We start from the raw sequence: 13080 nt of genomic DNA, 5'->3' as shown, positions 1-13080 counted from the left end.
TTGATTCCGGCCAGTGCGTGGCCGGTGCCCGTCCGATGCCCGCCGGTCGGCAATGGATCCTCGTACAGTCTTTGCACCTGTGTGGTGATCTTGGGGGAGCGGTACACATGACCGATACGGAGCGTCCATATCCCGTTGCGGAGTTTCTGACGGCGGTGCGCGCCGAGATCCTCGCGGAGCACCGGAACGACGCCGAGGGTGCCGTAAAGGTCACGCTCTCCAAAGGGCGGCTCCTTTCGTACTCCGAAGGGGCCCGCGAGTATCTCTTCGAGTGCCGGAACTGGCACGACAGCCTGGACGGTGTTCCCGTCCTCGCCCGGCCGTCCCGCTCCCGGAAGGCCTGGGACCCGGCCGAGGCCTCGCGCGCCCCGGACGGCACCGTACGGCTCGTGACGAAAGCCGACTTCGGGGCGGCGCCCGCCAACATCCAGATCCGCAAGGACGACTCGTCCAACTGGGCCGCCCTCTCCGAGTGTCTGGAGGCGGTCGGCCAGCAGGACAGCCCCATCGACGCAGGGCACGCCGGCTGGCTGGTCGGCCGGGGGACCCCGCGCACCGGCCGTGCCGAAAACCCGGGGCAATGGGTGGCGGACTGGGAAGGGCTTCAGCTCAACCCACGTCAGCGTGACGCCGTCGCTCAGGCGCTCGCCAGTGAGGTGCTGTTCCTGTGGGGACCGCCCGGCACCGGGAAGACGGACGTCGTCGGCCATATCGTCGAGGGCAGCTTCCGCCAAGGGCTGAAGATCCTCTTCCTGGCTCCGACGAACGTTGCGGTGGATCAGGCCCTGGAGCGCATGTGCTCCCTCCTGGAACACGAGGAGGGTTTTGCCGAGGGGATCGTCCAGCGGGCCGGGAACATCGTCCTGCCGTCGCTGCGCAGCCGCTACGGAGACCAGGTCGACCCGGGCAGGATCGCGGCCCTGCTCGTGGAGAGCATCGACCGGCAGATCAGCACGGCGGCCGACCAGCTCAAGGGCGCGAGAGCGGCGCTGGCCCTCCACGACCGGATACGGGATCTGGAGTCGGACCTGGCCACCGCCGTGGGGGAGACGGCCGCGGCCGGCCGCGACCAGGCCGCAGCGGCCCGGACGGTGCTTGCAGCGGATGCGGAGGCCGCGCAGCTGCGGTTGGCGATCGACAAGGTGGGTGTGCCGACAGGCTTTTTGGCGGAACGCAAGGCCGCGAGACTGCGAGACCTCCACTCCGCCCTGGCGGACGAAGCGTTCCGCGCGGCACAGGCCAGGGAGGTCGTCGCGAGCGCGGCCCGTCGCCATACCGCGGGCGGACAGCAGGCAGCCGAAGCCCGCCGCGCCCTGTCCGCTGCCTACGCCGCGGTCGTGGGGATCCCGCCCAGGGAGACCGTCGCCGAAACCGCTGCCTCTCTCCAGGTGCGACTCGACGAGCTCGACCGGAAGCGCAAGCGCCTCCACGACGAGGTCCGGTCCCGCTGCCGGGTGCTCGGAGCCACCGTGGCCAAGGCCGTCCAGTCGAGGAAGCTGCTCGACGAGATCGACGTCGTGGTGATCGACGAAGCCGGGATGGTCAACCTGCCCTCGGCCTGGTTCGCCGCCGGCCTCGCCCGCAAGCGGGTGATCGTGGCCGGGGACTTCCGCCAGTTGCCCGCCGTGACCAAGGGCGACGGGGATCGGCAGGCGAGCGAGGAAGAACAGTCCCACTCCCGAGAATGGACGGCGCGGGACGCCTTCCACGCCGCCGGACTGGTCGACCCGTCCGGGCGGGTACGCCAGGACCCGCGCCTGGTGGCGCTCGACACCCAGTACCGGATGCGGGAGCCGATCTGCGCGGTCGTGAACGAGGTGGCGTACCCGGACGCGCCCCTCAAGACCGGGCGCGGCGACGTCAGCCGACTGCCGTTCGCCCCGCTCATCGACTCCCCGGTGATCCTCATCGACACCTCCGGCCGCCGGATTCCCGGCGGCGGCCGCAAGCCCCACATGACGAACGCCGTCCACGCCGCCGTCATCCACGAGCTCGTCCGCGGACTCCAGTACGAGGGCATTTTGCCCGGCCGCAAGTGGCAGGACGTCCCCGAGGGGGAGCGGGCGACCGACCGGCTCGCCGTCATCTCCCCGTACCGCGAGCAGGTCAAGGCGCTCAAGAGCAGCCTCACCCACCGGTTCGGGGAGGACTACGACGGCCTGGTCGACACCGTCCATCGGTTCCAGGGCAGCCAGCGCCCCGTCGTGCTCCTGGACACGGTCGCGGGCGCCGGAAAGGATCCCGGCTTCTTCTACAGCGGAACCGGGCTGTCCTCGCAGACCTGCCGCCTTCTCAACGTCGCTCTCAGCCGGGCCCAGGACCACTTGGTGGTCGTGGCGGACGTCGCGTTCCTGCGCAAGTACCTGGCCCCGCACAGCGAGGCCCTGGCGATGGTCGACCACCTGGAGGCGCACGCGCAGACCATCTCCGCCGACCAGCTGATCCCGATCCTGGACGCCGACCAGCTGGCCAGCCTGTCGGAAGAGGAGCTGGTCCGGCCCGCCTTCTTCGAGCACAGCGAGGTCGCGGCCGCGGTCGAGTGGGACGTGGAACGGGCGCAGCGCAGCATCGAGCTGTACTCGGCGTTCATGGACAGGGAGCCGGTGGGCCGGTGGGCTCAACTGGTCGGACCGAGGACGGCGGCCGGCATCCAGGTCACGGTCTTCACCCGCCCACCGGAGGAGCAGCAGGAGCCCTCCCGCGTGGCGCGGCACCGGGAGCTCGTGCAGCAGCTGGAGTCCGCCGGCTGCCGGGTCGAGTTCCGGGACCGCATGCACGAGAAGGTGCTCATCCTGGACAATTCGGTTCTCTGGCACGGTTCGAAGAACCTGCTCGCGAACATCGGGCCGACGGACCTGATGATGCGCTACACCGACCCGGCCTCCTGCGACCGCGTACGGAAGCTCATGGAACAGACCCGCATGGAACGCCCGGCGCGAGCACCGTGGCGCCCGGCGGAACAGGCCGCTCCGGCGCCGCCCGAGCTACCGGCCCAGCGGGCGCAGACGCCCGACAAGGTGTACCCGGGACTGGTCCGGGACGGCCGCTTGTACCTCAAGGTCCCGTACGAGCAGAAGGACGAGGCGAAACGCCTGCTGAGCGCCAAGTGGGACAAGCAGGCTGGGCACTGGTGGGTCGACGCCACCAAGATCACGCGGGAGCAGGCGGCGCGCTGGCTGCCGTAGGGGGAACTGATGCAAGGGAAGCGGTACGACCAACGCGTGCTCGTTCTGGTCGAGGTGCGGGGGGAGCAGCGCGACTGGGACGAGGCGGAGCGGGCGTTCGACCAGCAGGGCTGGCCGGTCGTCGCTGCCTTTGCCCGGGGCGAGGGCGCCTCGCAGGGCGTGCTGAGCGTGGATGCCTCGGCGCGGCTGTACTCCGTCGAGGTGCGGTTCTTCGGAGCCCGCAACCGGCGCACCGAGCAGGCGGCCGAATGGTGGGTGCAACGGCTGGCACGCAGAACCAGGCTGGAGATGTACGCCCGACGCTGTGAGCCGGTGGACCGCGATCGGGAGCAACTGACCGGCTGGCGGGCACATACGGTGGCTCACAGGCCACCCCGTGTGCCCGATCCGAGGCCCTTGACGCCGATGGCACGGCTGCGCCGATCCACTGCGATGGCACGCGCGCGCCTCTCCGAGGGTTCCGGTCGGCACGACACGGGCACCTTGGTGAGGGGGACGGCCTCGGAGGCCCTGCGGCTGTCGCGGATGGACCTGCCCGGAGGTTCCGCTCCCGAGGCCGCCATCGACGTGCGAGCACGCCATGGCCGGGAGCGAAGGCACATCGTGCAGCGGCGCGAGGAGGACCATCAGCGTGTCACGTCCCGCGTCATGGCCTGGACGTTCGCCATGCTCTTCTGCGTGGTCGTCGCACGGCAGGCGAGCGGTACGCGAACGTGGGTCTGGGGCACTGCCGCGGTGTTGTGCCTTCTGTGGTCCGCTTGGTTGACGCGCGGCGTGTTCGCGGAGGGGGGTCGCGTGGGGAGCATCCTCACGTGGGGCGTGGTGACCGCGTTCCTCCTTGCCGTCGCCTTGGGCGCGGACATGGGGGATACGAGGGGCTGGACCCCAGTGCAAGTACTGTCGGTCTTCGCCGTCACGGCGACGGCTACAGGAATCTGGCTGCTGGTCCGCCAGTGGACGTGGGGCGAATGGCTCGCCTGGGCCGCACCGTTGCTCTTCGCGCTGGTCGCGTCCTGTGTTGTGGCTTCAGGGTCGGTGATGCACGCGCTGTACGCCGACAGCCTGGACGTAACACCCAATGACCTCGATGTCCCCGCGATATGGCAGGCCGCTTCGGCCCTCAAACTCTTGAGCTTTCTGAGCTTCGCCCTGTTCGTGCCGGCCCTGTGGGGCATAGCGAAGCACGTGCACGCGTCATTCGTCAGCCCCGTCGAGCGGTTCGGTGTCCTGTCGTACGTGGTCGCCCAGGTGGCGGTGGTGCTGTTCTGCACGCTGGGAGCGCTGGACTCGGCGGGGGACGCGGTGAAGGAGCTCCGTACGGCTGCGGCCCAGAAGGCGGAACTGCCCTCCTATTTCGGGGTGGAGCCGGAGTGGATGTGCGTGGAGCCGACGGTCTTGGCGGCGAAACTCAGCAGCCGGGGTGGCGTCCTGCGACCCGAGCGGCCGTACGTCTCCTTCGGGGAGGCCGGAGGAACGGTGTCCTTGTGGGACGAGCCGGCGGGCAAGGCGTTGCAGATGCCGGCCGAGCAGGTGCGCCTCGTACCGGCCGCGGACGGCAGGGTCCGGTGCACGTTCTCGTACGAGAGCCTGCCGAAGGGAGACTGACCGTCAGTCTGCGAAGAGGTCGTCGAGTCCCAGGGACAGTTGCTCTCCGGTGACGGGTTGCCGAGGCTCGGTGGCGGTCGGGGGAGTCACCGGGGGCGACTTCCTGGCCTGACGCTTGTTGGCTCCACGGGAGTTGGCGCGCCGTTGCCGTTCCCGAACGGCCTCTCCGGGGTGTCGCCCGTCCCCGAGCTCCGCGGCGATGGTCACGGAATAGCCCTCCGCGGCACGCTCCTCACCGAGTGCGAGCAGGTCTTCCCGGGTGGTACCCACGGTCCCGGCCAGCCCGTGTTTCACGAGTTCGATGAACTGGCTGTTGATCAAGTGCCGGTCGGCGTAGTCGTAGCCGAGACGCCTGCCGCCGCCGGGCCCCAGGGTGCAGTCGTCCTGGAGGAGGAGGTGGACGTAGGAGAGCGGGAGGTACATGCCGGCCGCCGGTCCGCCGGGGTCGCCTCGGCCGTCCTCGGGCCAGTAGGCGAGCTTCACGAAGCAGGGGTCGCTGCCCAGGCGCCAGTCGTGCGGGGCGTACGCCGGACGGCTCAAGCGCGCGACGGCCTCCAGCCGGTCCAGCTGGCCACGCAGCCGGTCGTCCACGTAGATCCAACGCTGCACGGACGGCAGCCGCTTGTATTGGACCAGCACGAAACTGTGGGTGGCCTCGTGGTAATAGATCAGGTCACTGCCGAGCCGCGCCTCGACCGGTGTGGCGTTGACGTTGGCGACCTCGATGCGCCGACCCTGGTGCTCGAACACGTGGATGTCGCAGCGGAAGTCCGGGCGGTCCCAGGGCTGGAGGAATCTTGGTTCGGTTACGGAGTGGGCGGCATCGTGTTCGATGAGGCTCTGTTCGGTGGGCTCGGGGATCAACCCTGCGAGGTAGGTGTCGTGCGGGCTCCGGGGCCGGCGCCAGGCGCTGAGTGGGGCCAGAGGGAACTCGGCGATGCTGAGCGCCAGCCGTGCGGAGTCGTACTGCTCCTGCCAGGAGCGGTCCTCGATGCGGGAGCTGTCGAAGGGGACTTGATCCGCGACGCTGCTCAGACGGTCGAGAAGCTCGGCGAACCGCGGCCCGAGCTCGCGCAGCGCGGCGACGAGGCGCTCACCGAGCTCGTCGGGCAGTACGACGACCTCGTTGAAGAGCATCGCGGTGAGTTCCTCGGCATCCATCCGGGACAGCGAGGCCGTCACCGCGGCCAGCTCCACCGGGGCGGGGCTGCGCCACAACGGCTCCACCTTGATCAGGGCGTCGCGGGTGCCGACCTTCCGGCCCTTGGGGTGCTTCACCACACCGAGCCAGCGCAGATGGTAGGCCGGGTGGGCCGTGCCTGCGGAGGAACGGGCGCGTGCGAACACGAGGGCCACCTGAGGTGACAGGTCTCGCGGCCGCAGGGAGAACCCCATGGTCTTGCTCATGAACTGGTCCAGCTGTAACTGCCAGTCGATGTCGTCGAGTTCCTCCGACGAGAGGGAGATCGCATAGACCATGGACGGAAGCCTATTGGATCACTCGTCCGGTCGGACGGTGTTGATCTCCGCCCAGACGGTCTTGCCGGGGGCGGCTTGGCGGGGTGTGACGCCCCAGCGGGTGGCGAGCGCCGCTACGAGGAGCAGGCCGCGGCCCGATTCGGAGTCAGGGGTGGGGGCGCTGAGGGCGAGGGTGCGCTCGGTGCGGGTGTCGGTGACCTCGATACGGATGGTCGTGCCGTCGGGGTTGACGGTCAGGCGGAGGCGGAAGTCCCGGCCGGGGACGTGGCCGTGGCGTACGGCGTTCGCGGTGAGCTCGGCGGCAATGAGGGTGGTGGTGTCGTTGGCAGGGGTGTTGTAGGGGTGGCCCCACTCGTGGAGGCGGTGCGAGACGAGGCGTCGGGCGAGCCGTGCGCCGCGTGGGGTGGAGGTGAAACACATGTCGAACTCGTGGGTGGAGGTGGGCAGTGCGGGGGAGAGCTGGATCGGGGGAGATGTGGGCTTCATGCGACTAACGGTGGCGTTGCGTGAGTAGCGTTGACCAGGAGTGACGCACTGACGGGTGCCAGCTGTACGCGTCGGTGCGGACGGTGTCGGCGGTACGGGGCGTGACCGGCGGGACGGCCGGGACGTTGGGCGCGGGAGGCGCGGATCGTGGACGAACAGCAGGCGGAGGCCGGGCACGATGCTGAGGCGGGGACGGGCATCCTGCTCGTCTTCGGGCGTCAGCTGAAGCGGTTCCGGGAATGGGCGGAGCTGGAGCGACCGGAGTTGGGGTCGAGGACGGGGTACTCGGCGTCGACCATCGCGGCGTTTGAACAGGGGCGACGGATCCCGCCGCCGAAGTTCATCGACCAGGCGGATGAGCTGCTGGGTGCGCGCGGCATGTTGATGGACATGAAGGAAGAGATCGAGCGGGTACGGTACCCGGCGTTCTTCCGCGGCGCGGCGAAGCTGGAGAAGGAGGCTGTGGAACTGCACGTGTACGCGGTGCAGGCGGTGCCGGGGCTGTTGCAGACGGCGGAGTACGCACGGGCGGTGTTCGCGATGTGGCTGCCGCTGTTGGATGAAGCGACCATCGAGGAGCGGGTCACGGCTCGGCTGGCTCGTCAGGACATCTTCTCCCGGACGCCCCTGCCCACGATCAGCTTCGTGATCGAGGAGTCGATGCTCAGGCGTCCTCTCGGCGGGCGGGACGTGATGAGGGGGCAGTTGGAGCAGATCCTCCTGGCTGGCCAGAGGCGCAATGTTGCGATCCAGGTGATGCCGACTGCCCTGGAGGAACACGCCGGACTGGGCGGTTCGTTCACCTTGATCGAGACTAGGGAAGGGCGGAGGATGGCCTACGTGGAGGCGCACCAGGACAGCCGCCTGTACAGCGAGCGCAAGTCGGTGCGGGAGTTTGAGGAACGATACGGACTCCTCAGGGCGCAGGCGCTCACGCCACGTGAATCGTTGGACGTCATTGAAAAGGCGCTGGGAGACGTATGAACGCGAAGGAGCCTGTGCAGGCCGTGCCCGAATCGGCCTGGTTCAAGAGCAGCTACAGCAGCGGCGCGGGCGGCGAGTGTGTGGAGGTGGCGAACGCTGTCGGTTCGGTCCACGTCCGCGACTCGAAGAATAGGACCGGGGCCATGCTGAGCTTCGACGCGCAGCAATGGGCGACGTTTGTTGCCTTCGCCTCCCACTGACCTGCACGACAACACAGGCCGCGCCAAACTCGGTTGGCGCGGCCCGTTCGTGTTCCTACGCGTCAGCCTTCACGGGTGGCGTCCACCGGCCGGCGGCGATCTCCGCGTCGAGCCGCGCGGAGAAGTGTGCGTGCGCGGCCCGCATCTCGGTCTCACGGTCCGCCTTGTAGAAGGGCGCGGTGTACCCCTCGGGCGGCGGGACGGTGGCCGGGTTGTCCAGGTGGTCAAGGAGCGCCGGGTAGGCCTCCTTGGTCTGACCGTAGCCATAGGTGTTGTGGTTCCGGGCGATCTTGCGGCCGTGTACGTCGAAGTACATCTCCGCCTCGTAGTCGGAGAGGACTGGGTAACGGGACTTGTAGATCGCGACGAGTTGATCTGCGGTGATCCCGAGCCAGACGGACACGAGGGCATCGAGCTCAACGAGTGCTGCGCGGCGCTCGTACTCGGTCCGGAGGGGTGTTTCGTACTCCCAGGTCCCCTTGAGGTGTCCCGCGAGGGGCATGAGAGTTGGCCATGCGTGGGCCCAGTCTTCGTATCCAGGCCAGGTGAGTTGGAACAGCTCTCCCCAAAGGGGGGTGTAAGCATCGGTGAGACAATTCAGGCGCAAGGTACGCAGGAGGAGGGCGGCGGCGAGGGGGTGCTCGGGTGTGGCTGCAGGCATTTTGTGGGCCTCCGTGACCTGGAGGTGTGAACGGCCCGTGATGCGCAGCAAGTAGTCCAATGGGAGGGCGGCCCAGAAGCCTGCGTTCAAGACGGTCAAACGATTGGTGGGTAGTGCCATCGACTGAACGGTGTGGACGTGAGCAGGGCCGGGTGGGATGAGTGCGGCAAACAGGCTGCGCTCATTGGAGGGAGGGACCATCACGCGCCAGGCGAGGCGGAAGTATTCTGTGTAGCGGCGACTTCCCCACGAATTCTGGGCGGCCTCATAGGCTGCGTGGTCGCACGCTCGAACATAGTTTGTGCGGGGAGTGAATTGAGGAGGCAGGGAAGGGAGATTGAAAGAAATCCAGTCGCGATTGGTTCGGCAAGGATTCTTCGGCTGCTTATTGAATGGAGTCGCTCCAGAGAAATGGGGTCCCTGAAGCACGAGATCGGTGAGGGAATCCGGTTCGGAGGTTGACCAGCGGATCAGTCCGTCTCTTTTTGCGTTGGTTTCGTTATATCCTGGACTGATCTTTGGGTTGTGATTTCCGAGGCGCTCGGTCGCGGAGGCCAGGGCGGCGATGGCGCCCTGTTCTGATTGCAGAATAGGATATACGAGGGGTGTCTCCATAACCGGAACGGTGACGTCTCCCGCGAGCCGGTGCCACTCGGTGAGAGTCGTTTCGTTGACGTGGATGACGCGGGCGGAGTGAGGTCTGATATCCCATCTATCGCTTTCGCGGATTCCAGGTTCCGTTCCGGTGCCATCATGCTTGAGGGAATTCGGAAGCACTTCGGCGGCGAATAGACTGCTCAGGTGAGAGAAGTCTACAGAGGTCCTATTTCCGTACACGTGGAGGCCGAACTCTTGCTTACGGGCGAGATCTTCGAAAGCCCAGTTGGCGCCGTTGACGAAGCTCGCGTGCACTCGAAGATGTTGGTAGGTGATGGATCGGAGGTGGCCTTCCTGTTTGCCTCCGAAGTGGGTATCCGGGTGGATTAGACCTGCCATTCCCTGGGTGTTTAGGTTAATCCACGCCCGGCACATGAATGCGCGGTAGAGGTCGGAACGCGTGCCGACTAGATCCGGGTACATGGCGCCCGAGCTGAGTATTGTTGTGAGTCCGGTGTTGGATGCGAGCTCGCCCATGTAGAACTCGGCCTGAATTGGAAGTGTTTCCTGCTTTCGAAGTCGCCATTCCTCAGTGGTCGGGTTCTCAGTCAGCTTGAACCAGGGCTCTGACTCCGCGAGAACCGAGTCCTCCTGCCAGTCCGGCCGAACCCAAGGAGGGTTCCCGACCTGCAAGTCGTAGCCGCCATGTTCAAAGACCTGTGCGTACTCCAGTTCCCAATGAAAGAAACCCTGTTGGGTCGCGATGTCCTTTGACTTGGCCGCCCAGGGGAAGCGGGACTCCAGCCAATAGGAGCGGTCCATGCCCATGAGGTCCGGGAGGGCGTCCTCGTAGGGGGTCAGTTCCGTCAGGGACTCGAATGCGGCGACCAGGGACTCCGACGGGACGTCCTGCGTGCCGAGCAGCGACTCGGCGAAGTCGAGCCAGTCGTCCAGGTTGGCCAGGGGGATGACCGCGCGGCGCTGCTCGGTGATGGCCTCCTTGCGGCGGCCCATGCGGCGCTTGGCCACGTCCTCCTGGGTGAGGGAGAGCTGCTTGGCCTCCGTGCCGAAACCGGGGAGAGCCTCTTCCTCCCAGGACATCAGGACGCCGGAGTCGTCGTCCTCCGGGTCCGACACTGCCACCTCGTACGCGGCCGACTGTTCCGCCAGTTCCGCTGCGTGGCGGTAGCGGGGGTTCGTGCCGTCCAGGAGGGACGCCTCCTGGACCGGCCAGAACCACAGGGCGCACCAGGCGTCCATCAGGGTCTTCAGGCGCCAGTACGGGGTGTCCACCGCCTCAAGGTCGGCCAGGATGTCATCGCGCTGCATCGCTTCGACCGGCTGGCGGAGCCAGTCCGGTTCGGCTCCCCAGACGTCGATCTTGCGGCTGATGTCGCGTTCGGAGATCTCCAGGCGGCGGACCACCAGCTGCCACAGGTACTCCGCGCGGCGGGCCAGGCCCTGGAGGCGGGTCGTTTGCTTCGCTGACGGGGACTTCGTGATCGCCTTGCGCCAGGCGGCCAGCGCCTTGGCTTCCGCCGGCGCGAGGGCCTTCGCCTCCTTCTCGGCGGCGACCGCCCCCCACTCCTTCGCCGGGAGAAGGAAGTGGTGGACCGAGCCGGACGGGAGGCCGTTCGCAGCTTCCGTGAGGGGGAAGCGTTCCGGGGTGGTGCCCAGCCAGCCGCCCTTTTTCAGTCGTTCCGCGGAGTAGATCTCGCGGCGGCCGCCGATCAGGGAGTTGCCGCGGCGCAGGTGGAGGCCGAACCAGGGGGCCTCCATGCCCGGGTGCATCGTGTTGAGCCAGAGGGAGACCTCGGCCAGTTCGACGGCGGTCGAGTTGAGGTCCACGCCGTACGCGTTGTGCAGCGCGATGTACGCCTTGGCCTTCTGGAACTCCACCGGGTACTGCTCGGTGTCGATCGCCTGGCCGGTCTCCTCCTGGCGGCGGCGCAGGTACTCCGCCGCGACCTGGTTGATGGCCTCGTTCAGGAACGCGCCCGAGCCCAGGGCCGGCTCGCAGATCTTCCAGTCCAGGAGTTCGCGGGCCTCCGTGACGGTGTCGTCCTGGTCCAGGCGGTGTTGCAAAGCCAGCTGGACCGTTACCTTGGTGAGGGATTCCGGGGTGTAGTACGAGGCCGAGGTCTGGCGGTCGCGGCCCGAGAGGCGGTAGACGAACGAGCCCGGGCGGTAGCGGACCCGGACATCGGCGCCCGTCTCCTCGTCGCGGCGGCGGACGAAGACAGAGTCCGCGTACTCGTCGGCCTTCGAGGCGGGGACCAGCCAGGAGCCGTCCTTCGGGTCGCCGTTCTTCGCGACCTCGTACAGCTCCTCGCCCGCGATGAAGCCCGCGTACGACATCAGGCCCTCGTACACCGCACCCAGCTGGTTGATGCCGAGCTGCGCGTACGAGATGAAGCCGCCGCGCTCGCCCTTCTTGCCCCGCGTGAGCATCAGCTTCCGCAGGACCTTGTACAGGGTCGCGTTGCGCAGGCGCGTGTCCAGGTAGCGGGGATCGCCGTCCGCGTCGTCGTCGTGGCGGGGGTCTTTGACCGACTCCGCGCCGATCAGACGGATCGACTCCGGCTCGAAGAGCTTGGAGTGCAGCGGCTCGAAGCGGAGCCCGATGTCTTCGGATTTCGCAGTCTCGGACTCCTTCTTCGCCACCCCGTGCGTGCGGCGCGGGCGGTAGCCCTCCTGGACCTTGCTGAAGAGGAGGTCCAGTGACTCGTACAGGTACACGCCCTCGCGGGCCTTCTCGCCCACCAGGTCCCGTTCCGCGACCAGCTCGCCGAGCCGGCCCAGGCCGTACCCCTGGTGGTACTCCGGGTAGTCCGACGGCAGGATGCCCAGCTCGGGGCGGGCCTCCGCGTACAGGAGGAACAGGATGCGGTACAGGTAGCGGAGCGACTCGCGGGTCAGCTGTCGGGAGAGTTCCGGGAGCTCCTTCACGTCCTCCAGGCGGACGTCCTCATGGCTGGTGATCCGTTCCAGGACCTCGTTCGCGATGAGTTCCACCGATTCGCGCAGGCCGTCGCGGAGCTCGGAGGAGACGCCCACCGCGTGCTTCGTCGACTTGTCGACGAGTCCTGCGAGGGGGTTCTCGCCGCCCTCCTCCGGGGTGCGGAGGGAGTCCGCGCCGAAGAGAGCCGCCAGGGTGTCGAGTTCCTGGCCGTCCTTGGTGTTGTTGCGGTCCAGGGCCGTGTCCAGCGAGGCGGCCAGGTAGCGGCCTTCGCCCCACGCCGCCCGGTCCGCCAGGACGATCACACCGCCGGCCAGCAGCAGGACATACCGCGGCGCGTCCTCGCTCGCGAAGAGGAACGAGGCCAGCTTCGAGCCCGTGCGGAGGGAGGTGGACGCATCCAGCGCGATGGGGATCAGGAGGCGGCCGGGGCCGTCCGGGTCCAGGGCCGCGTCGGGTTCGGCCGCCCAGCCGCAGTCCACGGCCACCAGGCCCGGTTCGGCGTGCGCGACCGGGATCTCGTACGTGTGGTCCGCCCGCGAGACCGTCAGCGTCTGCGGCTTGGCGTCGTAGCCCAGGGAGCGGAGCACCGAGGCATTGAGGGAAGCGGCGCGCTCACGCCACTCGGGGGCGTCGTACGTCGTCGCGTCGTCAGCCGCGCCCGCCGCAGCCTCCGCGAAGAAGGCGCGCGTACGGAAGTACGGACGGCGCAGTGCGCGCAGACCCAGGCGGGGAGTGACCGGGAGCGCCTGAGGGTCCGCTTCCTGCTCCTGTTCGGGGTCCGACGAGGACTTGGCCTCCTCCTCGCGGGCCTTCCAGGCCGCCAGCAGACCGGACTTCAGGTCTTTCGGGAAGACCTCGGCCAGGTAGTGCGCGGAGAAGTACTCGCCGCGGTTGACCAGGGAGTCGTACGTCATGTGGTTC

The 13080-nt window shown here is 67.9% G+C and carries 7 protein-coding genes; 4 read left to right on the top strand and 3 right to left on the bottom strand.

All coding sequences use genetic code 11. The features are described 5' to 3' along the window. Positions 1 to 107 precede the first annotated feature (107 nt). Together OHA91_RS10415 and OHA91_RS10410 are read left to right on the top strand one after the other, a co-directional pair. Complete coding sequence (locus tag OHA91_RS10415) at positions 108 to 3185, top strand: AAA domain-containing protein (RefSeq protein ID WP_328739158.1); 3078 nt, start codon at positions 108 to 110, stop codon at positions 3183 to 3185. Between the two features lie 36 nt (positions 3186 to 3221). Then, entirely contained in the window at positions 3222 to 4790 is a 1569-nt protein-coding gene (locus tag OHA91_RS10410; RefSeq protein ID WP_328739157.1) for an NnrS multi-domain protein, read from the top strand. Between the two features lie 3 nt (positions 4791 to 4793). Here OHA91_RS10410 and OHA91_RS10405 read toward each other — a convergent pair whose 3' ends face one another. Both OHA91_RS10405 and OHA91_RS10400 read right to left on the bottom strand, forming a co-directional pair. Beyond that, positions 4794 to 6269, bottom strand: a complete 1476-nt coding sequence (locus tag OHA91_RS10405) for a hypothetical protein (RefSeq protein WP_328739156.1) — start codon at positions 6267 to 6269, stop codon at positions 4794 to 4796. Between the two features lie 18 nt (positions 6270 to 6287). Next, positions 6288 to 6755: an ATP-binding protein gene (locus tag OHA91_RS10400; protein ID WP_408059161.1), complete on the bottom strand. Its 468-nt coding sequence runs from the start codon at positions 6753 to 6755 to the stop codon at positions 6288 to 6290. A 147-nt stretch (positions 6756 to 6902) separates the two neighbouring features. Between OHA91_RS10400 and OHA91_RS10395 the strand changes: the two genes are divergently transcribed. Both OHA91_RS10395 and OHA91_RS10390 read left to right on the top strand, forming a co-directional pair. Continuing rightward, positions 6903 to 7739, top strand: a complete 837-nt coding sequence (locus OHA91_RS10395; protein WP_328739155.1) for a helix-turn-helix domain-containing protein — start codon at positions 6903 to 6905, stop codon at positions 7737 to 7739. Next, on the top strand, positions 7736 to 7939 hold the full coding sequence (locus OHA91_RS10390) for a DUF397 domain-containing protein (protein ID WP_328739154.1): 204 nt from the start codon (positions 7736 to 7738) through the stop codon (positions 7937 to 7939). Before OHA91_RS10395 ends, OHA91_RS10390 begins: the two co-directional genes overlap by 4 nt. Positions 7940 to 7994: 55 nt before the next feature. Here the strand turns inward: OHA91_RS10390 and OHA91_RS10385 are convergent, their stop codons facing one another. Further along, a complete protein-coding gene (locus OHA91_RS10385) occupies positions 7995 to 13073 on the bottom strand; it encodes a class I SAM-dependent DNA methyltransferase (RefSeq protein WP_328739153.1) in 5079 nt (1692 codons plus the stop codon). Positions 13074 to 13080: the final 7 nt, after the last annotated feature.

Source organism: Streptomyces erythrochromogenes, assembly GCF_036170895.1.
In the GTDB taxonomy this organism is placed as follows: Bacteria; Actinomycetota; Actinomycetes; order Streptomycetales; family Streptomycetaceae; genus Streptomyces; species Streptomyces erythrochromogenes.
The sequence above is the reverse complement of the archived record's forward strand: the minus strand, read 5'-3'. Positions and strand labels throughout refer to the sequence as shown.

Coding starts and splice junctions, on each gene's coding strand:
- OHA91_RS10415 (WP_328739158.1), top strand. CDS start 108: ATGACCGATACGGAGCGTCCATATCCCGTTGCGGAGTTTCTGACGGCG.
- OHA91_RS10405 (WP_328739156.1), bottom strand. CDS start 6,269: ATGGTCTATGCGATCTCCCTCTCGTCGGAGGAACTCGACGACATCGAC.
- OHA91_RS10400 (WP_408059161.1), bottom strand. CDS start 6,755: ATGAAGCCCACATCTCCCCCGATCCAGCTCTCCCCCGCACTGCCCACC.
- OHA91_RS10390 (WP_328739154.1), top strand. CDS start 7,736: ATGAACGCGAAGGAGCCTGTGCAGGCCGTGCCCGAATCGGCCTGGTTC.
- OHA91_RS10385 (WP_328739153.1), bottom strand. CDS start 13,073: ATGACGTACGACTCCCTGGTCAACCGCGGCGAGTACTTCTCCGCGCAC.